We start from the raw sequence: 23,104 nt of genomic DNA, 5'->3' as shown, positions 1-23,104 counted from the left end.
AACGATATGGCAAAGAATCTGATCCTGTGGTTGATCATCGCGGCTGTCCTGGTGACGGTGATGAACAACTTCTCCAGCCCTAACGAGCCGCAGACCCTCAACTATTCCGACTTCATCCAGCAGGTCAAGGATGGCAAGGTCGAGCGCGTAGCGGTTGATGGCTATGTGATCACCGGCAAACGCAACGATGGCGACAGCTTCAAGACCATTCGTCCGGCAATTCAGGACAATGGCCTGATCGGCGATCTGGTCGACAACCACGTTGTGGTCGAAGGCAAGCAGCCTGAGCAGCAGAGCATCTGGACCCAGCTTCTGGTGGCCAGCTTCCCGATCCTGGTGATCATCGCGGTGTTCATGTTCTTCATGCGCCAGATGCAGGGCGGTGCCGGTGGCAAGGGTGGACCGATGAGTTTCGGCAAGAGCAAGGCACGCCTGCTCTCCGAAGATCAGGTGAAAACCACCCTGGCTGACGTTGCCGGTTGCGACGAAGCCAAGGAAGAAGTGGGCGAGCTGGTCGAGTTCCTGCGCGATCCGGGCAAGTTCCAGCGCCTCGGTGGCCGCATTCCACGCGGTGTGCTGATGGTCGGTCCTCCGGGTACCGGTAAAACCTTGCTGGCCAAGGCTATTGCCGGCGAAGCCAAAGTGCCTTTTTTCACCATTTCCGGCTCCGACTTCGTCGAAATGTTCGTCGGCGTGGGTGCCAGCCGTGTTCGTGACATGTTCGAGCAGGCCAAGAAGCACGCACCGTGCATTATCTTCATCGACGAAATCGACGCCGTCGGTCGCCACCGTGGCGCCGGCATGGGTGGCGGTCACGACGAGCGTGAGCAGACTCTCAACCAGTTGTTGGTCGAGATGGACGGCTTCGAGATGAATGACGGCATCATTGTTATCGCTGCAACCAACCGTCCTGACGTACTCGACCCTGCGCTGCTGCGTCCGGGCCGTTTCGACCGTCAGGTAGTGGTCGGTCTGCCGGATATCCGTGGTCGCGAGCAGATTCTCAAGGTTCACATGCGTAAAGTGCCAATGGGTGACGACGTTGCTCCGGCGGTAATCGCTCGCGGTACTCCGGGCTTCTCCGGTGCCGACCTGGCCAATCTGGTCAACGAGGCGTCGTTGTTCGCTGCACGCAGCGGCAAACGCATCGTCGAGATGAAAGAATTCGAACTGGCAAAAGACAAGATCATGATGGGCGCCGAGCGCAAATCCATGGTCATGTCCGAGAAAGAAAAGCAGAACACCGCTTATCACGAAGCAGGCCACGCCATCGTTGGTCGTGTCGTGCCCGAGCATGATCCGGTCTATAAAGTGTCGATCATCCCGCGCGGTCGTGCGCTGGGTGTGACCATGTTCCTGCCGGAAGAAGATCGCTACAGCCTGTCCAAGCGCGCACTGATCAGTCAGATCTGCTCGCTGTACGGCGGCCGTATTGCTGAAGAGATGACCTTGGGCTTCGACGGTGTAACCACCGGTGCTTCCAACGACATCATGCGTGCCAGTCAGATTGCACGGAACATGGTGACCAAGTGGGGCCTGTCGGAAAAACTCGGTCCGTTGATGTACGCCGAAGAAGAGGGTGAAGTATTCCTCGGTCGCGGCGGTGGCGGTCAGGCTGCCAGCTTCTCTGGTGAGACGGCCAAGTTGATCGACTCGGAAGTACGCAGCATCATCGACCAGTGCTACGGCACCGCCAAGCAGATCCTCACGGATAACCGTGACAAGCTCGACGCGATGGCTGATGCGCTGATGAAGTACGAAACGATCGATGCTGAACAGATCGACGACATCATGGCGGGTCGCACGCCTCGCGAGCCTCGTGACTGGTCGGGTGGCACCGGTACGCCGCCACCTCCTGTCGTTCGGGATGAGCGTCCGGAAACACCGATTGGCGGTCCGGCTGCTGACGTTTAAGGTTTGAAATGACTTCTGTACAGTCCCTGACCCGGTTGCCTTGCGGCAACCGGGTTCTTGATTTGGCCCAGACGCATGTCATGGGTATTCTCAATGTCACTCCCGATTCCTTCTCTGATGGCGGCCAATACAGCCAGCTCGACGCAGCCCTGCGCCATGCTGAAGCCATGGTCGCGGCTGGTGCGACGCTGATTGATGTCGGTGGCGAGTCGACTCGACCTGGTGCGCGCGCAGTATCGCCATTGGAAGAGCTTGAGCGTGTGGCGCCGATCGTCGAGCTGATCAATCGCGAACTGGATGTGATCATCTCGGTCGATACCTCGACGCCTGCGGTCATGCGCGAAACCGCACGACTGGGCGCAGGTTTGATCAACGATGTCCGCTCGCTTCAGCGCGATGGTGCGCTGGATGCCGCCGCGGCAACGGGGTTGCCGGTGTGCCTTATGCATATGCTGGGCGAGCCTGGCGACATGCAGGACAATCCGCATTACCAGGATGTCACCCGCGAAGTGGCTGAGTTCCTCGCCCAGCGCATGGCTCAGTGTGCGTTGGCGGGTATTCCTGCCGAGCGCATCATTCTTGATCCCGGCTTTGGTTTCGCCAAAACCCTGCAGCACAATCTAAGCTTGTTCAAGCATATGGATGCCTTGCACGCGTTGGGCCGGCCTCTGTTGGTAGGTGTATCCCGAAAAAGCATGATCGGCCATGCCTTGAATCGCCCGGTGGGTGAGCGTTTGCATGGTGGTCTTGCATTGGCGGCACTGGCATCCGTCAAAGGTGCGCGTATATTGCGCGTCCATGATGTGGCGGAAACGGTAGACGTGGTGCGGATGATCGCGGCCGTGGAATCAGCCGAATAAGAATGATGGAGCACTTATGAGCAAGAAATACTTTGGTACTGACGGCATTCGTGGTCGAGTCGGTGTGTATCCGATCACTCCTGACTTCATGCTCAAGCTCGGTTGGGCTGCCGGCATGGCGTTCCGCAAAATGGGTGCTTGCAAGGTACTCGTTGGCAAGGACACACGAATTTCTGGTTATATGTTTGAATCGGCGCTTGAGGCCGGCCTGACGTCGGCAGGTGCCGATGTGATGCTGCTCGGTCCGATGCCTACACCGGCTATTGCCTATCTGTCGCGTACGTTCCAGGCTGAGGCCGGTATCGTGATCAGCGCATCGCACAATCCGCATGACGACAACGGCATCAAATTCTTCTCGGGCAAAGGTACCAAGCTGCCTGATGAGCTGGAATTGATGATCGAAGAATTGCTTGATGCGCCGATGACGGTGGTCGAGTCGAGCAAGATCGGCAAGGTGTCGCGAATCAACGATGCGTCTGGCCGCTACATCGAGTTCTGCAAGAGCAGTGTGCCCACCAGCACCAGTTTTGCCGGCCTCAAGATCGTTATCGATTGTGCGCATGGTGCGACCTACAAGGTAGCGCCTAGCGTTTTCCGTGAGCTGGGTGCGGAAGTCGTGGTGCTGTCGGCGCAGCCAAATGGCCTGAATATCAACGACAACTGCGGCTCGACTCATATGGAGCCACTGCAGGCTGCGGTGCTGGCTGAGCATGCGGATCTGGGTATCGCCTTTGATGGTGATGGTGATCGGGTGTTGATGGTCGATCACACGGGTGCCATCGTCGATGGTGACGAGTTGCTGTTCATCATCGCTCGTGACCTGCATGAGCGTGGCAAGCTTCAGGGTGGCGTCGTGGGTACGCTCATGAGTAACCTGGGCCTTGAGCTGGCACTTGCGGATCTTTCGATTCCGTTTATCCGTGCCAATGTAGGCGACCGTTATGTAATCGCCGAGTTGCTCGAGCGCAATTGGCTGGTAGGTGGTGAGAATTCGGGGCACATTGTCTGCTTCAATCACACGACTACCGGTGATGCCATTATTGCGGCGTTGCAGGTGCTGATGGCGTTGAAAGCACGTAATGAAGGTCTGGCGCAGACGCGTCAGGCGTTGCGCAAGTGTCCTCAGGTGCTGATCAATGTGCGTTTCGGTGGCGGCGAAAGCCCGCTGGAGCACCCGGCTGTCAAGGAAGCCAGTGCGCGAGTAACCCAAGCTATGGCGGGTCGCGGCCGGGTACTTTTGCGCAAGTCCGGGACAGAGCCTCTGGTGCGCGTAATGGTTGAAGGCGAAGACGAAACGCAGGTTCGCAGCTATGCCGAAGAACTGGCAAAACTGGTAACTGAAGTTTCTGCCTGATTCGGCTTGCAAGGCATGATTGTGTTGGGTAACATCTGCGCCCACTTTGACCGACGAGGTACAGCATGCGTCGCCCTATGGTAGCTGGTAACTGGAAGATGCACGGTACCCGCGCCAGCGTCGCTGAGCTGATCAACGGCCTTCGTCATCTGGCCTTGCCAAGCGGTGTTGATGTTGCGGTATTCCCGCCTTGCTTGCATATCAATCAAGTGATTGATGGTTTGAAAGGCAAGTCGATTTCGGTCGGTGCGCAGAACTCTGCGGTGGAATCCATGCAAGGTGCATTGACCGGTGAGATTGCGCCGAGTCAGTTGGTGGATGCAGGTTGTTCCCTTGTGCTTATCGGGCACTCCGAACGCCGCCAGATTATGGGTGAGCGAGACGGAATGCTGAATCGCAAGTTTGCAGCTGCACAGGCATGTGGCTTGATTCCGGTGTTGTGTGTAGGGGAAACCCTCGAGCAGCGCGAAGCCGGAAAAACTCTTGAGGTTGTCGGGCGTCAGCTGGGCAGCATCATCGAGGAGCTGGGTGTAGGTGCTTTTGCCAAGGCAGTCATCGCTTACGAGCCGGTCTGGGCTATTGGTACCGGACTGACTGCAACGCCGCAGCAAGCTCAGGATGTGCATAAAGCCATTCGCGAGCAGCTGGCGGCAGAGAATTCTGAAGTCGCACGAGGTGTGCGGCTTCTATACGGCGGCAGCGTGAAGGCGGCCAATGCGGTCGAACTGTTCGGCATGCCGGATATCGATGGGGGGCTCATTGGTGGAGCTTCCCTGAATGCAGATGAGTTCGGTGCGATTTGTCGCGCCGCGGGAAACTGAAAAAATGCTGGAAACAGTCGTAGTCGTTTTTCATCTGCTGGGTGCATTGGGCGTAGTAGCTCTGGTTTTGCTGCAGCAGGGTAAAGGTGCGGATGCTGGCGCGTCTTTCGGAGCAGGTGCTTCAAATACTGTGTTCGGAAGCCAAGGTTCCTCTACCTTTCTTAGTAAGTTTACTGCTATACTTGCCGCCGGTTTCTTCATAACCAGCTTGGGGTTAGGTTACTTTGCTAAAGAGAAGGCTCACCAGCTGACTCAGGCAGGTCTCCCAAATCCAGCAGTGTTGGAAGTGCCTAAGCAACAACAACCGGCTTCTGATGATGTCCCGGTGCTTCAAGAGCAAAAGTCGGCTACTCCAGCGACTGACGTACCTCCAGCTCAAGAGCAGAAGTAAGAAGGGTTTCAAACGTAGTTTTGCCGAGGTGGTGGAATTGGTAGACACGCAACCTTGAGGTGGTTGTGCCCATAGGGTGTAGGGGTTCGAGTCCCCTTCTCGGTACCAATTAGTCAGGAGAGCCCGCTGTTGCGGGCTTTCTTGCAGGTGGAAGGTTACATTGACCCTATAAGGGATCGGTCGTATACTTCCGCCCCAGCTTTGTCGCGGGGTGGAGCAGTCTGGTAGCTCGTCGGGCTCATAACCCGAAGGTCGTCGGTTCAAATCCGGCCCCCGCAACCAGTTTAAGGAGCCCCTTTTAAGGGGCTTTTTGTTAGCTGGACACTTTCAACGCCGCTGTTCGACGGCGTTTCAAGGATGGGCGTTTCGCCCATTTTTTTATTTTGCAAAGCATGCACATATCATGCACTAGGGGGTTCAGGTGTCGAGCAAGCTAGAAGAGTTGCAGGCCTTGCTGGCCCCGGTGGTCGTGGCCCTGGGCTATGAATGCTGGGGTATCGAATTTTCGGCTCAGGGTCGTCATTCGATGTTGCGCGTTTATATCGATAAAGAGGGCGGTGTGCTGGTGGACGATTGCGCCATTGTCAGCCGTCAGATCAGCGGTGTGCTGGATGTTGAAGATCCAATCACCGTTGAATACACCCTCGAAGTTTCCTCGCCTGGCATGGAGCGCCCACTGTTCACTCTTGAGCAGTTTGCAAAATTTGCCGGTGAACAAGTGAAGATCAAGCTGCGCTCGCCTTTTGAAGGTCGGCGCAACTTTCAGGGCCTTCTGCGCGGTGTAGAAGAACAGGATGTCGTGGTGCATGTAGAAGACCATGAGTTCCTGTTGCCGATCGATATGATCGACAAGGCCAACATTATTCCCAGTTTTGACTGAGACGCGGATCCCGCGGATCCAATGGCTTGCGAAAGGCGAGGCGTACGATGAGCAAAGAAGTACTGCTGGTTGTTGAGTCGGTATCCAATGAAAAGGGCGTACCGGCAAGCGTAATTTTTGAAGCGCTGGAGCTGGCTTTGGCCACTGCTACCAAAAAGCGTTTTGAAGACGAAGTTGACCTGCGTGTGGAAATTAACCGCCACACCGGGGCATACGAAACTTTCCGTCGCTGGACGGTCGTCGAAGAGAATGATCTCGACGATCCGGCCATCGAAACCTGGCCGAGCAAGGTTGCCGAAACGCATCCTGGTGCCAACGTTGGCGACGTCGTCGAAGAAAAGATCGAATCCATCGAGTTCGGCCGTATTGCTGCACAGACTGCCAAGCAAGTCATCGTGCAAAAAGTACGTGAAGCCGAGCGCGCTCAAGTGGTCGACGCCTATCGCGAGCGCCTGGGAGAAATCATCTCCGGCACCGTGAAAAAAGTCACCCGCGACAACGTGATCGTCGATCTGGGTAACAACGCTGAAGCGTTGCTGGCCCGTGAAGACATCATTTCTCGCGAAACTTTCCGTGTTGGCGTGCGTCTGCGTGCGCTGCTCAAGGAAATCCGCACCGAGAACCGCGGCCCGCAGTTGATCCTGTCGCGTACCGCGCCGGAAATGCTGATCGAGCTGTTCCGCATCGAAGTGCCGGAAATCGCTGAAGGCCTGATCGAAGTAATGGCTGCGTCCCGTGATCCGGGTTCGCGTGCCAAGATCGCCGTCCGCTCGAAGGACAAACGCATCGACCCGCAGGGCGCTTGCATCGGTATGCGCGGTTCGCGCGTCCAGGCAGTGTCGGGTGAGTTGGGCGGTGAGCGTGTTGATATCGTCCTGTGGGACGACAACCCGGCTCAGTTCGTGATCAACGCCATGTCCCCGGCCGAGGTTGCGGCAATTATCGTTGACGAAGATGCCCACGCAATGGACATCGCCGTTGGCGCAGACAATCTTGCTCAGGCCATCGGTCGCGGTGGTCAGAACGTGCGTCTGGCTAGCCAGTTGACTGGCTGGACCCTGAACGTGATGACCGAATCGGACATCCAGGCTAAGCAGCAAGCAGAAACCGGCGACATCCTGCGCAACTTCATCGACGAGCTGGAAGTCGACGAAGACCTGGCACAGGTGCTGGTAGATGAAGGCTTCACCAGCCTGGAAGAGATTGCCTACGTACCGTTGGAAGAAATGCTCAACATCGACGGCTTTGACGAAGATACCGTCAACGAGCTTCGCGCTCGTGCCAAGGATCGTTTGTTGACCAAAGCCATCGCTACTGAGGAAAAGCTGGCAGACGCCCATCCGGCCGAAGACCTGCTCTCGCTTGAGGGTATGGACAAGGATTTGGCGATGGAACTGGCGGTGCGCGGCGTAATTACCCGCGAAGACCTGGCCGAGCAGTCTATTGACGACCTGCTCGACATCGACGGCATTGACGATGATCGTGCCGGCAAGTTGATCATGGCCGCCCGAGCCCACTGGTTCGAGTAATTAGGCGCGGCCTGAGGAGAGAAGTGCATGACGCAAGTCACGGTGAAACAACTGGCCGATGAGGTCAAAACACCGGTAGAGCGCCTGTTGCAGCAGATGCGTGAGGCAGGTCTGCCGCACACCGCCGCCGAAGAAAATGTGACTGACAGTGAGAAGCAGTCCCTGCTGACTCACTTGAAAAGCAGCCACAAGGCGAAAGTGGAAGAACCACGCAAGATCACGCTGCAGCGTAAAACCACCAGCACCCTGCGTGTGGCTGGTAGCAAAAGCATCAGCGTAGAAGTCCGCAAAAAGAAAGTTTTCGTACAGCGTAGCCCGGAAGAAATCGAAGCCGAACGCAAGCGTGAACTGGATGAGCGTCGCGCAGTAGAAAATGCTGCCCGTCAGAAGGCTGAAGAAGAAGCCAAGCAACGCGCCGAAGTAGAAGCGCGTAACCAGCCTGCTGCTGCGCAGAACGCTAACAGCGCCGCCGTTGCGGCGCCGGTTGCCGCTGCAGAACCTGTACGCGAAAGCGCACCGGTCGCTGCCGCTGCTCCAGCTCCGTCTGCTGACGTTCGCAACAAGCAGAACGAACAGCGCCGTCCGGACAAGCCACGTGCCGACGACAACAATCGTCGCAGCGGTGGTGGTGATGGCGAGCGCAAAAACGCTCCGCATCGCGCCTCGGTCAAAGAAAAAGCGCCGGCTCCACGCGTGGCGCCACGCACTACCGACGAAGAAAGCGATGGCTTCCGTCGCGGTGGTCGCGGCAAGGCCAAGCTGAAGAAGCGCAACGCCCACGGTTTCCAGAGCCCAACCGGCCCTGTCGTGCGTGATGTGCAGATCGGCGAGACCATCACTGTTGGCGATCTCGCCAATCAGATGTCGGTCAAGGCTGCTGAAATCATCAAGTTCATGTTCAAACTGGGTACCCCAGCGACCATCAACCAGGTGCTTGATCAGGAAACTGCTCAACTGGTAGCCGAAGAACTGGGCCACAAAGTGACCCTGGTCAGCGACACCGCCCTGGAAGACTCCCTGGCCGAGTCCCTGAAGTTTGAAGGCGAGTCGTTCTCCCGTGCACCAGTCGTGACCGTAATGGGCCACGTTGACCACGGTAAGACTTCCCTGCTCGACTACATCCGTCGTGCCAAGGTAGCTGCTGGCGAAGCCGGTGGTATCACCCAGCACATCGGTGCGTACCACGTTGAAACCGAACGCGGCATGGTCACCTTCCTCGACACCCCGGGTCACGCCGCGTTTACCGCAATGCGTGCCCGTGGTGCCAAGGCGACCGACATCGTGATCCTGGTAGTTGCAGCGGACGACGGCGTGATGCCGCAGACCATTGAAGCTGTCCAGCACGCTGTAGCGGCTGGCGTTCCACTGGTTGTTGCAGTGAACAAGATCGACAAGCCGGGCGCTGATCTCGATCGCATCCGTAGCGAACTGTCGGTTCACGGCGTGACTTCCGAAGAGTGGGGCGGTGATACGCCGTTCGTACCGGTTTCGGCGAAGGTCGGTACTGGCGTCGACGAGCTGCTCGAAGCTGTTCTGCTGCAAGCTGAAGTTCTCGAACTGAAAGCAACTCCGTCGGCTCCTGGCCGTGGCGTTGTGGTTGAATCGCGTCTCGACAAAGGTCGTGGCCCGGTTGCAACCGTTCTGGTTCAAGACGGTACCCTGCGCCAAGGCGACATGGTCCTGGTCGGTTCGAACTATGGCCGCGTGCGTGCCATGCTCGACGAGAACGGCAAGCCAATCAAGGAAGCCGGTCCATCCATCCCTGTCGAGATCCTCGGCCTGGACGGTACTCCGGACGCTGGCGACGAGATGAGCGTTGTTGCTGACGAGAAGAAAGCCCGTGAAGTGGCTCTGTTCCGTCAAGGCAAGTTCCGCGAAGTCAAACTGGCTCGCGCTCACGCCGGCAAGCTGGAAAATATCTTCGAAAACATGGGTCAGGCCGAGAAGAAGACGCTCAACATCGTCCTCAAATCCGACGTCCGTGGTTCGCTGGAAGCGTTGAACGGTGCCTTGAATGGCCTGGGCAACGACGAAGTTCAAGTGCGCGTAGTCGGCGGCGGTGTCGGTGGTATCACCGAGTCCGACGCTAACCTGGCACTGGCTTCCAACGCTGTACTGTTCGGCTTCAACGTGCGTGCCGATGCTGGCGCACGGAAGATCGTCGAGCAGGAAGGTCTGGACATGCGTTACTACAACGTGATCTACGACATCATCGAAGACGTCAAGAAAGCCCTGACCGGTATGCTCGGCAGCGATGTTCGCGAGAACATCCTGGGTATCGCCGAAGTGCGTGACGTGTTCCGTTCGCCGAAGTTTGGCGCGATCGCAGGCTGTATGGTGATCGAAGGTGTTGTGCACCGTAACCGTCCGATCCGTGTACTGCGTGAAGACATCGTTATCTTCGAAGGCGAGCTGGAATCCCTGCGCCGCTTCAAGGATGACGCTTCCGAAGTACGTGCCGGCATGGAATGCGGTATCGGCGTGAAGAGCTACAACGACGTCAAAGTCGGCGACAAGATCGAAGTCTTCGAGAAGGTTCAGGTTGCTCGCAGCCTCTAACTCGCGCACTTCAGGAGCCGTGATGGTCGGCCGCACCCAAGGGTGTGGCGCATCACAAGGACTCTAAACGCAACGCCCGGTCTGGCATTTGTCAGGCCGGGCGTTTGCCGCTTTCAGACCTTGCGGGTTTCGCCGCGGGGCAGTAACAGGTAACAAAATCATGGCAAAAGAATACAGCCGTACCCAACGTATCGGCGATCAGATGCAGCGCGAGCTGGCTCAACTGATCCGTCGCGAAGTCAAAGACCCGCGCGTCGGCCTGGTCACCATTACCGCAGTGGAAGTCAGCCGTGACGTCGGTCACGCGAAGATCTTCATCACCGTGATGGGCCAGGACAACGCTGAAGATATCGCGCAAAGCATCAAGGTGCTGAATGCAGCCGCAGGTTTCCTGCGTATGCAACTGGCCCGTGAAATGAAACTGCGCAGCGTGCCGCAATTGCACTTCCACTACGACGAATCCGTCGTCCGTGGCGCGCATTTGTCGGCGCTGATCGAGCGTGCCGTGGCTGAAGACAATCAGCACCCGGTCGCTGCTGAACCTGAAGACACCAAGGAGTAATTCGGTGGCTCAGGTCAAACGTATCCGTCGTAACGTCAGCGGTATCATCCTGCTCGACAAACCGTTGGGGTTCACATCCAACGCCGCGTTGCAGAAGGTTCGCTGGCTGCTCAATGCCGAGAAGGCCGGGCACACCGGCAGCCTCGATCCATTGGCCACCGGTGTCTTGCCGTTGTGCTTTGGTGAGGCAACCAAGTTTTCGCAATACCTGCTCGATTCCGACAAGGGTTACGAAACCCTGGCGCAACTGGGCAAGACCACCACCACGGCAGACGCCGAAGGTGAAGTTTTGCAGGAGCGCCCGGTGACCGTTGGTCGCACCGATGTCGAGGCGGCATTGCCGAAATTTCGCGGGCAAATCAGTCAGATACCGCCGATGTACTCGGCACTCAAGCGTGATGGCCAGCCGTTGTACAAGTTGGCCCGTGCAGGCGAAGTAGTGGAGCGCGAACCGCGTTCTGTTACTATTGCGCGCTTGGAATTACTGGCCTTCGAAGGCGATACTGCGCGTCTTGCGGTGGATTGCAGCAAGGGCACCTATATTCGCACCCTGGTGGAGGATATCGGTGAGCAACTCGGTTGTGGTGCGTACGTCGCAGAACTGCGTCGTACCCAGGCCGGGCCTTTCACCCTGGCACAGACCGTCACCCTCGAAGAGCTGGAAGCGGTACATGCCGAAGGCGGCAACGAGGCGGTCGACCGCTTCCTGATGCCATCGGACAGCGGCCTGCTGGATTGGCCGTTGCTGCACTTCTCGGAAGCGAGCGCGTTCTACTGGCTTAATGGCCAGCCGGTACGTGCCCCGGATGCGCCGAAGTTCGGCATGGTACGGGTACAGGATCACAATGGTCGCTTCATCGGTATCGGTGAAGTGAGCGAAGACGGGCGCATCGCGCCACGTCGACTGATTCGGTCAGAATGACCGGAACCGGCCTGTGTAACAGCAGGTCGGCGAGTGTGGCTGTTAACAGGCACGGTCACGACTCATTTATAGATACAGGGATTTGTCCCTGGCCTGTTGAAGCTGTTTCCCTGAAACAGTTTCCTGATAAAAGGATTGCCTCATGGCTCTCGACGTTCAAGAAAAAGCTCAAATCGTTGCTGACTACCAGCAAGCTGTTGGTGACACTGGTTCGCCAGAAGTGCAAGTTGCACTGCTGACCCACAACATCAACAAACTGCAAGGTCACTTCAAGGCCAACGGTAAAGATCACCACTCCCGTCGTGGTCTGATCCGCATGGTAAACCAGCGTCGCAAGCTGCTGGACTACCTGAAAGGCAAGGACGTGAGCCGTTACAGCGCTCTGATCGCTCGCCTGGGTCTGCGTCGCTAATCAGCGATTGCGCTATGAGGTTGGTGGTCTGTCGGACGTCAGCGGTTTACCGCCGGCGTCTTGCAGGCTCCCAGCCTCAAGTTTTATCTGGATACACGTTTTACCCTGGACAGGCGTTGGGCCGATTCCCGACATTGCCCAAGAATTCGCAAGAAACCAGTTCCCCCAAGAGCCACAAAGAAGGTAGGACACCGTGAACCCGGTAATCAAAAAATTCCAGTTCGGTCAATCGACCGTTACCCTCGAGACTGGCCGTATCGCCCGTCAGGCCTCCGGCGCAGTATTGGTCACCGTTGACGACGACGTCAGCGTATTGGTGACTGTAGTCGGTGCAAAACAAGCTGATCCAGGCAAGGGCTTCTTCCCTCTGTCGGTTCACTACCAGGAAAAGACTTACGCTGCCGGTAAGATCCCTGGCGGTTTCTTCAAGCGTGAAGGCCGTCCTTCCGAGAAAGAAACCCTGACTTCCCGACTGATCGACCGTCCGATCCGTCCGCTGTTCCCAGAAGGCTTCATGAACGAAGTGCAGGTTGTCTGCACCGTCGTTTCCACCAGCAAGAAGACCGATCCGGACATCGCTGCGATGATCGGTACCTCGGCTGCCCTGGCTATCTCGGGCATCCCGTTCGACGGCCCGATCGGCGCCGCTCGCGTTGCCTTCCACGAAAGCACTGGCTACCTGCTGAACCCGACTTACGAGCAGCAAGCTGCTTCGAGCCTGGACATGGTCGTTGCCGGTACTTCCGACGCCGTCCTGATGGTTGAATCGGAAGCCAAAGAGCTGACCGAAGACCAGATGCTGGGTGCGGTACTGTTTGCTCACGACGAATTCCAGGTTGTCATCAACGCTGTGAAAGAACTGGCCGCTGAAGCTGCCAAGCCAACCTGGAACTGGGCTCCTGCTCCAGAAGCCACCGAACTGCTGGGCGCTATCCGTGCCGAGTTCGGCGAGGCGATCTCCCAGGCTTACACCATCACCATCAAGGCTGACCGTTACGCTCGCCTGGGTGAGTTGAAGGATCAGGTTGTTGCCAAGCTGTCCGGTGAAGAAGGCCAGCCTTCGTCCAGCGAAGTCAAAGCCGCTTTCGGCGAAATCGAATACCGCACCGTTCGCGAAAACATCGTAAACGGCAAGCCACGTATCGACGGCCGCGACACCAAGACCGTACGTCCGCTGAACATCGAAGTCGGTGTTCTGCCGAAGACTCACGGTTCGGCGCTGTTCACCCGTGGTGAAACCCAGGCTCTGGTAGTCGCGACTCTGGGTACTGCCCGTGACGCACAGCTGCTGGACACCCTGGAAGGCGAGAAAAAAGACCCGTTCATGCTGCACTACAACTTCCCTCCGTTCTCGGTAGGCGAGTGTGGTCGCATGGGTGGTGCTGGTCGTCGTGAAATCGGTCACGGCCGTCTGGCCCGTCGTTCGGTTTCGGCCATGCTGCCAGCCGCTGACGTGTTCCCGTACACCATCCGTGTGGTTTCGGAAATCACCGAATCCAACGGTTCGAGCTCGATGGCTTCCGTTTGCGGTGCTTCCCTGGCCCTGATGGACGCTGGTGTGCCGATGAAGGCGCCGGTTGCCGGTATCGCCATGGGTCTGGTTAAGGAAGGCGAGAAATTCGCCGTCCTGACCGACATCCTCGGTGACGAAGACCACCTGGGCGACATGGACTTCAAAGTAGCCGGTACCGCCAAAGGCGTTACTGCGCTGCAGATGGACATCAAGATCAAAGGCATCACCGAAGAAATCATGGAGATCGCTCTGGGCCAAGCCCTGGAAGCGCGCCTGAACATCCTCGGTCAGATGAACCAGATCATCGGCCAGTCGCGTACCGAACTGTCGGCCAACGCTCCGACCATGATCGCGATGAAAATCGACACCGACAAAATCCGTGACGTTATCGGTAAAGGTGGCGCGACCATCCGTGCGATCTGCGAAGAAACCAAGGCTTCGATCGACATCGAAGACGACGGTTCGATCAAGATCTTCGGCGAAACCAAGGAAGCTGCTGAAGCTGCACGTCAGCGCGTTCTGGGCATCACCGCTGAAGCCGAGATCGGCAAGATCTACGTCGGCAAGGTTGAGCGCATCGTCGACTTCGGCGCATTCGTCAACATCCTGCCGGGCAAGGACGGTCTGGTACACATCTCGATGCTGAGCGACGCTCGCGTAGAGAAAGTGACCGACATCCTGAAAGAAGGCCAGGAAGTGGAAGTGCTGGTACTGGACGTGGACAACCGCGGCCGTATCAAGCTGTCCATCAAAGACGTGGCAGCGGCCAAGGCTTCGGGCGTTTAATCACCCCAAAGCGTTAGCGCAATAAAAATGCCCCGCCGTGAAAACGGCGGGGCATTTTTTTTGTCTGGCGTAAAGATCAAGAGATCGCAGCCTGCGGCAGCTCCTACACAGGCTGCGATCTTTGCTTTTGTGAAAACCGGTGCTAGGTTTAGCCCACCGCCCGTGTAGCTCAGCCGGTAGAGCAGCGCACTCGTAACGCGAAGGTCGCAGGTTCGATTCCTGTCTCGGGCACCACCATCCCCGCTTATTTCACCTTGCGGCTCAGATCCTCGACAGTACGTTTGAGCTGGTCCATCGCCCGATCCTGGTCATTGACCTTCTGCTTCAGGTTCGAAATCTCGCTGCTGTTCGAGTTGGAGCTGGAGCCACTGTTGCGCTTGAGCTCTTCAACCTGACGACCGAGGGTATCCAGTTCGCGGTCCTGTTCCTTGACCTTGTTCTTCAGCTCATCGATTTCCTTGCCGCTGGAGCTTGAACTCGAACCGCTGCTGCGTTTGAGCTCCTCGATCTGACGCGATTGCTCACTGATGGTGTCGCGCATTTTCTTCAACTCATCAATGCTGATATCGCCTCTGACGACCACTTCTTTGCCGTAGTCGTTATGAACCAACGCAACTTTGTCGCCGTAAGATGGGCTGCTGGTGCTCAACTCGACGGCCATTGCGCTGGCCGGCAGTGCCAGGGTGGCGATCAGAGTGGTGGTGGAAACAAAAGCGGAAATCTTCGAAAAGCTGCGCATCACTGGTTTTCCTTGTGAACAGCATGAGTGCCGAACTGGCACATCGCTATGACTCGAAAAGCGCATTTATGTTCCGCAGGTCAACTTTTTGTGCGAGAGATGTAAAGAGCCGTGTAATTCGTCATGCAAACATCCTATATTCGGTGCCTGCATGAGCATCGCTTAGCAGTTTTCAGATGATCCCGAATGGTTCCGAAGGCCGGACAAATCCGCGTCAGAGAGATCCTTGATGATCCAGATCCATCCTCCATTCTTACGATCAACGAGAACGCCATGACCGAATTAACTCAAGAGCAACGTCACGAACAAGCGCTGGAAAAGTACAAACTCGACGCGCCGCAGCTGTTGGAAGAGATCAAGGATCTCGGCCCCGATGATCAGAAAGATCAGATTCAGTGGGCGTTCGAAGACGAAGCCGAGGCTCAGGGCTTGCAGCCGTGGGAGCTGACGCTCAAGTACACGAGCACGCCGGAGGAGTTCGAGGCGCAGCGCCTTGTGCTGCACAAGGAAGCGGCCGAAGTATTGGGTGTCGAGTGGGACGATTACTGCGAGATGAATAATCTTGTCGTCTAAGAGCAGCTAGGAGCTACAAGTTTCAAGCTACAAGTCAAAGCAAAAGCGTTTTGGCTTGTAGCTTGTAGCTCGCATCTGTCGCTGCTGTTTAAAGGCTGAGACGCATCGACAGGTCGACCGCTTTGACATCCTTGGTCATCGCGCCGATCGAGATGTAGTCCACCCCGGTTTCAGCGATCGGCAGCAGTGTGCTTTCGTTGATGCCGCCGCTCGCTTCCAGTTTCGCCCTGCCGCCGTTCAGGCGCACGGCTTCGCGCATGTCGTCCAGGCTCAGTTCGTCGAGCATGATGATGTCGGCGCCGGCCGCCAGCGCTTCCTTCAGTTCTTCCAGGCTTTCCACTTCGATTTCCACCGGTTTGCCCGGGGCAATCTTGTGCGCGGCGGCAATGGCCTGCGGGATGCCACCGCTGGCCGCGATGTGGTTTTCCTTGATCAGGAATGCGTCGTACAGACCGATGCGGTGGTTGTGGCAGCCACCGCAGGTCACTGCGTACTTCTGCGCCAGACGCAGGCCTGGCAGGGTCTTGCGGGTGTCCAGCAACTTGACGTCAGTGGCCCCGACAAAGTCCGCCAGATACTGCGCGCGCGTGGCCACACCGGACAACAACTGCAGGAAGTTCAGCGCACTGCGTTCGCCGGTCAGCAGTGAACGGGCCGGGCCCTCCAGATGAAACAGCGGCTGATTGGGTTTGACCCGTTCGCCATCCATCACTTGCCAGTGCACCGCCACACGCGGATCGAGCTGACGGAACACCGCATCGACCCACGCGGTGCCGCAAACGACGGCCTCGTCGCGAGTAATGATGGTGGCTTTGGCCAAACGTTCGGCCGGGATCAGTTGCGCGGTGATGTCGCCGCTGCCGATGTCTTCGAGCAACGCACGGCGCACGTTGGCTTCGATTTCGGCGGTCAAATCGGCGAGACGTAGATTCGGCATAACGGGCTCCACAAACAAAGTGGTTCGATTATAGGGGCATGGCACAAGCCAACCCAAGGCGGGAACGCGCGCGCTTGCCTGCATCCGGTCGAATTTCTTTGAGTAAACAGCGTTGTACCGTGGTCATTGGAAGGGCGGCGGCATAGGGGAAACCCTGACGGCTATAGCGCTGGCGACAAGTTTTGCAAGATAATCCGCCTTGCATTTGACGTCATAGCTTTGACGTGGGTCTGTGCCTGCTGAATTACCCTGTAGGAGCGAGCCTGCTCGCGAAAGCATTCACTCAATCGCCACTGCGCTGACTGACAGGACGCCATCGCGAGCAGGCTCACTTCTACAGGGATTCGTGTGATGGCCTGCATTGCCGCCAGCACACTCGATGTTTCTGCCAAGAACAATCACCGTTCCAGGAGGCTTGGATGCACAACGACGGGAAAGTAGTGCCTTTGCACAAGGCCGCTACCGATCAGGCGAATCATTCGCCGCTCGCCCGCCTGCCTGTGATTCTCCTTCAGGTTCGCGACAAGGCTGCGCAACAGCTGCGCCATGGTTTGCAGGAGCTGTTCGATAACGCCGATGACACGTTGTTTGAAATGGCCGATCGGGCGCGCAACGACGTCGAACAGAACATTTTTTTCGAAGCCATGCGCGACCTGCGCCTCAAGCGCAAAAACATCGAGCGCGGCTTTCTCGAACAATTCTTCGAAGCCTTCGTCGGCCTCACCCAATACGACCCCACGCACAGCACGCTGCCTCGCACGCTGATGTTTGAGGACTCGGCGCCGCGCACCGATGACATGGAGCGCAGCGTCGCCATCGAAACCATGGTCGGTCGCGTCCTCAAGCGTGATGGCTTCGCGCTGGATCAACTGACCGCGCGGCTCAATGCCTTGCTCGGCAATCCCCTCGACGAGCAGCACAACCCGCTCGGCCCGGCGATGCTCTGTGAGTACTTCCTGCAGGCCGGTCGTAATCTGGGGGTGGAGATCAAGGTCAAGCTGATCCTGCTCAAATTGTTCGAGCGCTATGTGCTTGCCGATACCGAACAACTCTATGCCGAAGCCAATCAACTGCTGCTCGCAACGGGTGTGCTGCCCGACTTGAAGCCGGCACCGGCGCGACGAGCGCTGGATCGTGCGGTGGCCAGCGTCTACAGCGAAGAAAGCGAGGACCCGTCACCTGCAGACGAAGGCGTGCAGGAAGTTTTCGTCGCGTTGCAGGAACTGCTGTTGCACGTGCGCGGCAGCGTTGCCCCGACGCTGGAACCGAGTGCCACGGCCCAGCCGATCACCACCCGCGACCTGCTGCGCCTGCTCTCGCATTTGCAGCAATATGTGCCGGCGCTGGCGGCGCAGGATGACTTCGATTTGCGCAATCAACTCGAACAATTGCTGACGCGGGTCAGCGTCAAAAGTGGCAAGTCGCGGATCGTCGGTGGCGCCGACGAGGACGTGATCAATCTGATCGCCATGGTCTTTGACTGCATTCTCGAAGACCGCAACGTGCCGGACTCGCTCAAGGCTCTGATCGCCCGCTTGCAGATCCCCATGCTCAAGGTCGCGGTGCTCGACAAGAGCTTCTTCAGCCGCAGCAGCCATCCGGCGCGGCGCCTGCTCAACGAAATCGCGGACGCCGCCATGGGCTGGGGCGATTGCGATGGCGAGGCGCGTGACAGTCTGTATCTGCGCATCGAACAAGTGGTGCAGCGCTTGCTCAGCGATTTCGTCGACGATCCGGCGATTTTCTCCGAACTGTTGGCTGACTTTCTTGCCTTTACCAGCGATGAACGTCGGCGCAGCGAATTGCTTGAGCAGCGTTTGCGTGATGCCGAAGAGGGCCGGGCAAAAACCGAACTGGCCCGGCGTCGGGTCGAGCAAGCGTTGAATCAGGCGCTGCTGGGCAAAGTCCTGCCACCCTCGGTGGTGACTTTCGTGCAGGATGCCTGGAGCAAAGTGCTGTTGCTGACCCGCCTCAAGCACGGCGACCAATCCGCCGAATGGCAAGCCGACGTGCAGACCATGGAGCAATTGATCTGGAGCGTGCAGCGCCATGACGACGCCGAATCCAGTCTGCGCTTGCTGGCGCTGGTGCCGGGATTGCTCAAGTCGCTGCGTGACGGCTTGAGCAGTTCGGCGTTCGATCCGTTTGCCACCAGCGAATTCTTCAGTGAACTGGAAGCACTGCACGTGTGTGTGCTGGAGCGCTCGGGTGAAACGGATCAGGCGGCCAGTCCTGTCATGGTTGAGGTTTCGCAGCAGATCGTGTTGCCGGCGGGCGATAACCCGTTGGCGCTGGCTGCAGTGAATCTGCCCGACGACGATGCCGGCCTGCGTCAGGTTGAACAACTGCGCCTGGGCAGTTGGGTGGCGTTTCAGGAAGACGACGAACACACGCTGCGCTGCAAGCTCGCGGCCATCATCGAAGCCACGGGCAAGTACGTGTTTGTCGACCGCACCGGGATGAAAGTGCTGGAACGCAGCCGCGTCAGTCTGGCCCATGAAATTCGCCGCGGGGTCGTGCGCAGGCTGGACGACACCTTGCTGTTCGATCGAGCGCTGGAGTCGGTGCTCGGCAATCTGCGACGACTCAATCGCGGCAAGTGATCGCGCGCTGGGGGCCGATCACGGCATACTGGGCGTCAACACAGTCGGCGTTGAAGGAATCGTTATGCAGTTGGATCCCGCTAGCGGGTGGTGTCACGGGGTGCAGGTCTGCCCATCGCCCAACTTCAATGAACGCCCTGCGGGCGAAATTTCCCTGTTGGTTATCCACAACATCAGCCTGCCGCCGGGGCAGTTCGCCACCGGCAAGGTGCAGGAATTTTTCCAGAATCGTCTGGATGTCACCGAACATCCCTACTTTGCAGGGATTGCCGATTTGCGCGTCTCGGCGCACTTTTTGATTGAACGTGACGGCAAGGTCACCCAGTTTGTCTCCTGTCTCGAGCGGGCGTGGCATGCTGGCGTGTCGCTGTTCGAAGGGCGCGAAACCTGTAACGATTTTTCCGTGGGTATTGAGCTCGAAGGCACCGATGATCTGCCATTTACCGATGCGCAGTATCAGGCCTTGACGGTGTTGACCCGTCAGTTGCAAACAGCATTTCCGGCCATCACCGGCGCCCGCATTTGCGGGCACAGCGACATAGCACCCGGGCGTAAGACCGATCCTGGCCCGGCATTCGACTGGGCGCGTTACCGCGCAGCCCTGGCACAAGAGGAAGGACAATGAGTTTTCTGGTGTTACTGCTGGCGGTCTGGATCGAGAAGTTCTCGGCCTTGCGCCATCGGGTTCAACGCGATGGCGGATGGATCCGCGAACTGCACAAACTTGAAAGCAGCTCGCGATTGGCCGATCAGCCATGGTTGGTGCTGACGATCATGGTGTTGCTGCCGGTGGCGCTGCTCGGCCTGTTGCTGCTGGTGCTGCAGCCAGTGGCTTACGGCTTGTTGGCCTTGCCGGTGCATTTGCTGGTGGTGATTTACAGTCTGGGGCGCGGCGATTTGCTCGGCGGTCTCGGGCCGTTCCGCGATGCCTGGCGCCGTGAAGATCTGCAGGCGGCGGCGCATGTCGCCAAGCGCGATCTGGATATTTGCGCCGACAGTGGCGAGCAACTGCTTGACCGCGTGCAGGGGCACCTGTTGTGGGAGGCTTATCAAAGCTTCTTCGCGGTGATTTTCTGGTATTTCCTGCTCGGCCCGGTGGCGGCACTGGCCTATCGCTTGCTGGCGCTGGCCGAGGAACACGGCAAGAATCCGGCATTGGTCGAACGTGCGGCGCAAATGCGCCATGCCTTTGATTGGGTGCCGGTGCGATTGCTGGCGGCGAGCCTGGCGCTGGTCGGCAACTTTGTCGCGGTCAGCCGGGTGATGCTGCATGAGCTGCTGAACTGGAACATCAGCGCTGCGCAACTGATCAACAAGGTTGGCCTGGTGGCGGGGGAGATCCCGCCTCCTGTGGTCGGTCCTGAGGGCATCAATACGCTTGATTGCCTGTGGGAACTGCTGCTGCGCGCGGCGGTGCTGTGGTATGCCGGGTTTGCCTTGTGGACGGTTCTGGTTCACTGATTTCAAACAAAGATCAAAAGATCGCAGCCTGCGGCAGCTCCTACAGGGATTGGTTTTTCTGTAGGAGCTGCCGCAGGCTGCGTTCTTTTTTTCGTTAACCTTAAGTTACAAAACCTCCCGTCGATTTGAGCTATACAGTGATGGCGCTCGATAGTGGCTATCTGCTGTCGCCTCGCGCCTGCCAATAAAAACAAGAAAAACCAAGGGAGACTTCCAGTGAAGAGCTTGCTCTATCCCGCCGTCTCGCTGATGAACCGTCTGAGCTTCGGCATGAAGTTCAGCCTGATCAGCGTGCTATTCCTGGTACCGATGCTGGTGACCAATTTTTATCTGGTACGCGATTCCTATCGTGAATTTCAGGGCACCCGGGTCGAGCTGCAAAGCCTTGATCTGCTGGGGAGCAGCCTGACCCTGCGCCGGGATCTGGAAACCCTGAACAATCTGGTACAGATCAACGTCATCCTCGGCCAGTCCGGCAAGGCCGGCAATGTCGAGGCGAACATCACCAGTCTCGAACAAGCCGTGCTGACGCGTCTGCAAGGGCTGACGGCGATGACCGACGACCCCGAACAGATCAAGGTTTTCGACGGCAAGCGTGATGAAATGATTGCCGCGTTCAAGGCCCAGCAGGCGGAAAACTCGCTGCAAAGCAAAAGCGCGCTGATCGGTAAGTTGCTCACCAGCGCGCAGATTTTCAGCCAGATCATCACCAGCCAGGCTGGCCTCAGCCGTGACAACCAGAGCGATATTCGCCAGCTCAGCGAACTGGTGACGCTGATCACCCCGACGGTGACGCAAACCCTCGGCGAAGGCCGGGCCATGGGCTCGTATTCGTTGGGGCAGGGCTTTCTCAACAGTGCCTCGAGCACGCGTTTCGATGAACTGCTGGTGCAGATCGAAAAACTCCAGGCGGAATACGCCTTGAAGTTGCAGGACGCTCTCGGCTCCAGCAAGGCGGCGCGTGAAACCCTCAGCGTTCAGGCCGACAGCAGCAAGGCGTCGTTGAAGCAGGCGACTGAGCTGTTCGAAGAACACGTGGTGATGGCCGATACCCTCGATGCACCGTGGCAGGCGTTTTACGATCAGGTCACCGGGTTGCTCGACAAGACCTACCAGCTCAACGAAGCCAGCCTGAAATTCCTCGACACGCAACTGCAACAGCGTCTGACGCAAAACCGCACCCACATGACCTTGCAGGCGGTGGCGCTGTCGGTGGTGTTCGTGCTGATTTTCTATCTCTATGGCGGTTTCTACGCCTCGACCCGCACCACCCTCAAACGCCTGGGCGCGATGATGGATAAGGTCGCGGCGGGTGACATGACCGTCAACTTCGTCGCCCACAGCCGCGACGAACTCGGTGAGTTGGGCGAAGTGTTCAACGGCACCGTGAAGAAAATCCACGACCTGATCGAGCGCGTCGGCCAGACCGTTGGCGAAGTCGAGCGTCAGGCCGGACAAGTTGAAAACGTCTCGGCGCAAAGCAATCAGGCCGTCGCCGGGCAGCGCACGCAGATCGAACAAGTGGCCACGGCGATGAACCAGATGTCGGCGACCTCACAGGAAGTCGCGCGCAGTGCCGCCGCCGCCGTGAGCAGCGCCCACAGCGTCAATGATGAAACCGTCAGCGGCCGTAGCCTGGTCGAGTCGCAGCAGGGCAGCATTGCCGCGCTGGCCAGCGAGATCGATCAGTCGGTGCTGGTGATCAATCAGTTGGCGAGTGACAGCCAGTCGATCAGCCGCGTACTGGAAGTGATCAAGAGCATCGCCGAACAGACCAACCTGCTAGCGCTCAACGCCGCGATCGAAGCAGCCCGCGCCGGCGAGCAGGGCCGTGGTTTTGCCGTGGTCGCGGACGAAGTGCGCACGCTGGCCAAGCGCACCCAGCAATCCACCGAAGAAATCGAGCAGATGATCGCCAAGCTGCACGGCGGCGTCGGCGCTGCGGTGAAAGCCATGGGCGTCAGCCATCAGATGGCCAACGGCACGGTCGGGCAGTCGGAGAAGGTCCAGCAGGCGCTGGAAAACATCCTCGGCGCGGTCGGCATGATCGTCGATCAGAACCAGCAGATTGCCGCTGCGGTGGAACAGCAAACGGCGGTCGCCCACGACATCGACCAAAACATCGTCGAGATCAACCGCGCCGGCGAGCGCACGGCCCACGGCGCGCACCAGACCGAAGGTGCCAGCCGTGCGCTGTCCGCCCAGGTCGTCGAACTCAAACAATTGATCAGCGCCTTCCGCGTCTAACCTACCCCCTTGTAGGAGCTGCGGCACGCTGCGATCTTTTG

At 58.1% G+C, this 23,104-nt stretch carries 19 protein-coding genes, 3 tRNA genes and 1 pseudogene; 21 read left to right on the top strand and 2 right to left on the bottom strand.

Annotation, left to right across the window (positions count from 1 at the left end; genetic code table 11):
* Window positions 1-6 precede the first annotated feature (6 nt).
* From ftsH to QOL84_RS15210, 15 genes are all read left to right on the top strand, one after another.
* Complete coding sequence (gene ftsH, locus QOL84_RS15280) at window positions 7-1,914, top strand: ATP-dependent zinc metalloprotease FtsH (RefSeq protein WP_016986501.1); 1,908 nt, start codon at window positions 7-9, stop codon at window positions 1,912-1,914.
* 8 nt (window positions 1,915-1,922) lie between these two features.
* A complete protein-coding gene (folP, locus tag QOL84_RS15275; protein WP_283437729.1) occupies window positions 1,923-2,774 on the top strand; it encodes a dihydropteroate synthase in 852 nt (283 codons plus the stop codon).
* Window positions 2,775-2,790: 16 nt separating this feature from the next.
* Window positions 2,791-4,128 carry a phosphoglucosamine mutase gene (glmM, locus tag QOL84_RS15270; protein WP_283437728.1) on the top strand — a complete coding sequence of 446 codons (1,338 nt, stop codon included), beginning with the start codon at window positions 2,791-2,793 and terminating at the stop codon, window positions 4,126-4,128.
* Window positions 4,129-4,193: 65 nt separating this feature from the next.
* The gene (gene tpiA, locus QOL84_RS15265) at window positions 4,194-4,949 is read left to right on the top strand and encodes a triose-phosphate isomerase (protein WP_283437727.1); all 756 of its coding nucleotides are present in this window, start codon (window positions 4,194-4,196) and stop codon (window positions 4,947-4,949) included.
* 4 nt (window positions 4,950-4,953) lie between these two features.
* Complete coding sequence (gene secG / locus QOL84_RS15260; RefSeq protein WP_016986497.1) at window positions 4,954-5,340, top strand: preprotein translocase subunit SecG; 387 nt, start codon at window positions 4,954-4,956, stop codon at window positions 5,338-5,340.
* Window positions 5,341-5,362: 22 nt separating this feature from the next.
* Window positions 5,363-5,448: transfer RNA gene (locus tag QOL84_RS15255), tRNA-Leu, on the top strand.
* 97 nt (window positions 5,449-5,545) lie between these two features.
* Window positions 5,546-5,622: transfer RNA gene (locus QOL84_RS15250), tRNA-Met, on the top strand.
* Between the two features lie 139 nt (window positions 5,623-5,761).
* Window positions 5,762-6,220, top strand: coding sequence for a ribosome maturation factor RimP (rimP, locus tag QOL84_RS15245; RefSeq protein ID WP_129388969.1), 459 nt, complete (start codon window positions 5,762-5,764; stop codon window positions 6,218-6,220).
* A 47-nt stretch (window positions 6,221-6,267) separates the two neighbouring features.
* Complete coding sequence (nusA, locus tag QOL84_RS15240; RefSeq protein WP_008088341.1) at window positions 6,268-7,749, top strand: transcription termination factor NusA; 1,482 nt, start codon at window positions 6,268-6,270, stop codon at window positions 7,747-7,749.
* 27 nt (window positions 7,750-7,776) lie between these two features.
* On the top strand, window positions 7,777-10,308 hold the full coding sequence (gene infB / locus QOL84_RS15235) for a translation initiation factor IF-2 (protein ID WP_158830207.1): 2,532 nt from the start codon (window positions 7,777-7,779) through the stop codon (window positions 10,306-10,308).
* Between the two features lie 160 nt (window positions 10,309-10,468).
* The gene (gene rbfA / locus QOL84_RS15230) at window positions 10,469-10,870 is read left to right on the top strand and encodes a 30S ribosome-binding factor RbfA (protein WP_007915259.1); all 402 of its coding nucleotides are present in this window, start codon (window positions 10,469-10,471) and stop codon (window positions 10,868-10,870) included.
* Window positions 10,871-10,874: 4 nt separating this feature from the next.
* Window positions 10,875-11,792 carry a tRNA pseudouridine(55) synthase TruB gene (gene truB / locus QOL84_RS15225; RefSeq protein ID WP_283437726.1) on the top strand — a complete coding sequence of 306 codons (918 nt, stop codon included), beginning with the start codon at window positions 10,875-10,877 and terminating at the stop codon, window positions 11,790-11,792.
* A 142-nt stretch (window positions 11,793-11,934) separates the two neighbouring features.
* Window positions 11,935-12,204: a 30S ribosomal protein S15 gene (gene rpsO, locus QOL84_RS15220; protein ID WP_003197723.1), complete on the top strand. Its 270-nt coding sequence runs from the start codon at window positions 11,935-11,937 to the stop codon at window positions 12,202-12,204.
* Between the two features lie 193 nt (window positions 12,205-12,397).
* Window positions 12,398-14,503: a polyribonucleotide nucleotidyltransferase gene (gene pnp, locus QOL84_RS15215; RefSeq protein ID WP_053117036.1), complete on the top strand. Its 2,106-nt coding sequence runs from the start codon at window positions 12,398-12,400 to the stop codon at window positions 14,501-14,503.
* Between the two features lie 158 nt (window positions 14,504-14,661).
* Window positions 14,662-14,737 (top strand) — tRNA-Thr (locus tag QOL84_RS15210).
* 10 nt (window positions 14,738-14,747) lie between these two features.
* On the opposite strand, the gene QOL84_RS15205 is transcribed toward QOL84_RS15210, so the two are convergent.
* The gene (locus QOL84_RS15205; protein ID WP_283437725.1) at window positions 14,748-15,242 is read right to left on the bottom strand and encodes a hypothetical protein; all 495 of its coding nucleotides are present in this window, start codon (window positions 15,240-15,242) and stop codon (window positions 14,748-14,750) included.
* A gap of 273 nt (window positions 15,243-15,515) precedes the next feature.
* On the opposite strand from QOL84_RS15205, the gene QOL84_RS15200 reads away from it, so the two are divergent.
* A complete protein-coding gene (locus QOL84_RS15200) occupies window positions 15,516-15,815 on the top strand; it encodes a DUF6388 family protein (protein WP_129388984.1) in 300 nt (99 codons plus the stop codon).
* A gap of 88 nt (window positions 15,816-15,903) precedes the next feature.
* On the opposite strand, the gene nadC is transcribed toward QOL84_RS15200, so the two are convergent.
* On the bottom strand, window positions 15,904-16,752 hold the full coding sequence (nadC, locus tag QOL84_RS15195) for a carboxylating nicotinate-nucleotide diphosphorylase (protein WP_283437724.1): 849 nt from the start codon (window positions 16,750-16,752) through the stop codon (window positions 15,904-15,906).
* A gap of 419 nt (window positions 16,753-17,171) precedes the next feature.
* On the opposite strand from nadC, the gene QOL84_RS15190 reads away from it, so the two are divergent.
* From QOL84_RS15190 to QOL84_RS29510, 5 genes and pseudogenes are all read left to right on the top strand, one after another.
* Window positions 17,172-19,355 carry a DUF1631 domain-containing protein gene (locus QOL84_RS15190; RefSeq protein WP_283437723.1) on the top strand — a complete coding sequence of 728 codons (2,184 nt, stop codon included), beginning with the start codon at window positions 17,172-17,174 and terminating at the stop codon, window positions 19,353-19,355.
* 64 nt (window positions 19,356-19,419) lie between these two features.
* Entirely contained in the window at window positions 19,420-19,980 is a 561-nt protein-coding gene (ampD, locus tag QOL84_RS15185; RefSeq protein ID WP_283437722.1) for a 1,6-anhydro-N-acetylmuramyl-L-alanine amidase AmpD, read from the top strand.
* Window positions 19,977-20,816, top strand: a complete 840-nt coding sequence (gene ampE, locus QOL84_RS15180; RefSeq protein ID WP_283437721.1) for a regulatory signaling modulator protein AmpE — start codon at window positions 19,977-19,979, stop codon at window positions 20,814-20,816. Before ampD ends, ampE begins: the two co-directional genes overlap by 4 nt.
* A gap of 249 nt (window positions 20,817-21,065) precedes the next feature.
* A pseudogene (locus QOL84_RS29515) lies at window positions 21,066-22,157 on the top strand (methyl-accepting chemotaxis protein); the annotation flags it as partial.
* Window positions 22,134-23,063, top strand: a complete 930-nt coding sequence (locus QOL84_RS29510) for a methyl-accepting chemotaxis protein (RefSeq protein ID WP_430458731.1) — start codon at window positions 22,134-22,136, stop codon at window positions 23,061-23,063. The pseudogene QOL84_RS29515 and the gene QOL84_RS29510, both read left to right, overlap by 24 nt.
* Window positions 23,064-23,104: the final 41 nt, after the last annotated feature.

The sequence above is a fragment of the Pseudomonas helmanticensis genome, assembly GCF_900182985.1.
Taxonomy (GTDB): domain Bacteria; phylum Pseudomonadota; class Gammaproteobacteria; order Pseudomonadales; family Pseudomonadaceae; genus Aquipseudomonas; species Aquipseudomonas helmanticensis.
Note: the sequence above shows the minus strand (reverse complement) of the source record. Positions and strands in the feature narration are given on the sequence as shown.

What these genes read in the sequence shown, in the direction of transcription:
- nadC (WP_283437724.1), bottom strand. Translation starts at nt 16,752, where the DNA reads ATGCCGAATCTACGTCTCGCCGATTTGACCGCCGAAATCGAAGCCAAC.
- infB (WP_158830207.1), top strand. Translation starts at nt 7,777, where the DNA reads ATGACGCAAGTCACGGTGAAACAACTGGCCGATGAGGTCAAAACACCG.
- folP (WP_283437729.1), top strand. Translation starts at nt 1,923, where the DNA reads ATGACTTCTGTACAGTCCCTGACCCGGTTGCCTTGCGGCAACCGGGTT.
- QOL84_RS15200 (WP_129388984.1), top strand. Translation starts at nt 15,516, where the DNA reads ATGACCGAATTAACTCAAGAGCAACGTCACGAACAAGCGCTGGAAAAG.
- QOL84_RS15205 (WP_283437725.1), bottom strand. Translation starts at nt 15,242, where the DNA reads ATGCGCAGCTTTTCGAAGATTTCCGCTTTTGTTTCCACCACCACTCTG.
- ftsH (WP_016986501.1), top strand. Translation starts at nt 7, where the DNA reads ATGGCAAAGAATCTGATCCTGTGGTTGATCATCGCGGCTGTCCTGGTG.
- ampE (WP_283437721.1), top strand. Translation starts at nt 19,977, where the DNA reads ATGAGTTTTCTGGTGTTACTGCTGGCGGTCTGGATCGAGAAGTTCTCG.
- ampD (WP_283437722.1), top strand. Translation starts at nt 19,420, where the DNA reads ATGCAGTTGGATCCCGCTAGCGGGTGGTGTCACGGGGTGCAGGTCTGC.
- QOL84_RS15190 (WP_283437723.1), top strand. Translation starts at nt 17,172, where the DNA reads ATGCACAACGACGGGAAAGTAGTGCCTTTGCACAAGGCCGCTACCGAT.
- tpiA (WP_283437727.1), top strand. Translation starts at nt 4,194, where the DNA reads ATGCGTCGCCCTATGGTAGCTGGTAACTGGAAGATGCACGGTACCCGC.
- nusA (WP_008088341.1), top strand. Translation starts at nt 6,268, where the DNA reads ATGAGCAAAGAAGTACTGCTGGTTGTTGAGTCGGTATCCAATGAAAAG.
- secG (WP_016986497.1), top strand. Translation starts at nt 4,954, where the DNA reads ATGCTGGAAACAGTCGTAGTCGTTTTTCATCTGCTGGGTGCATTGGGC.
- rbfA (WP_007915259.1), top strand. Translation starts at nt 10,469, where the DNA reads ATGGCAAAAGAATACAGCCGTACCCAACGTATCGGCGATCAGATGCAG.
- rpsO (WP_003197723.1), top strand. Translation starts at nt 11,935, where the DNA reads ATGGCTCTCGACGTTCAAGAAAAAGCTCAAATCGTTGCTGACTACCAG.
- QOL84_RS29510 (WP_430458731.1), top strand. Translation starts at nt 22,134, where the DNA reads ATGACCGTCAACTTCGTCGCCCACAGCCGCGACGAACTCGGTGAGTTG.
- glmM (WP_283437728.1), top strand. Translation starts at nt 2,791, where the DNA reads ATGAGCAAGAAATACTTTGGTACTGACGGCATTCGTGGTCGAGTCGGT.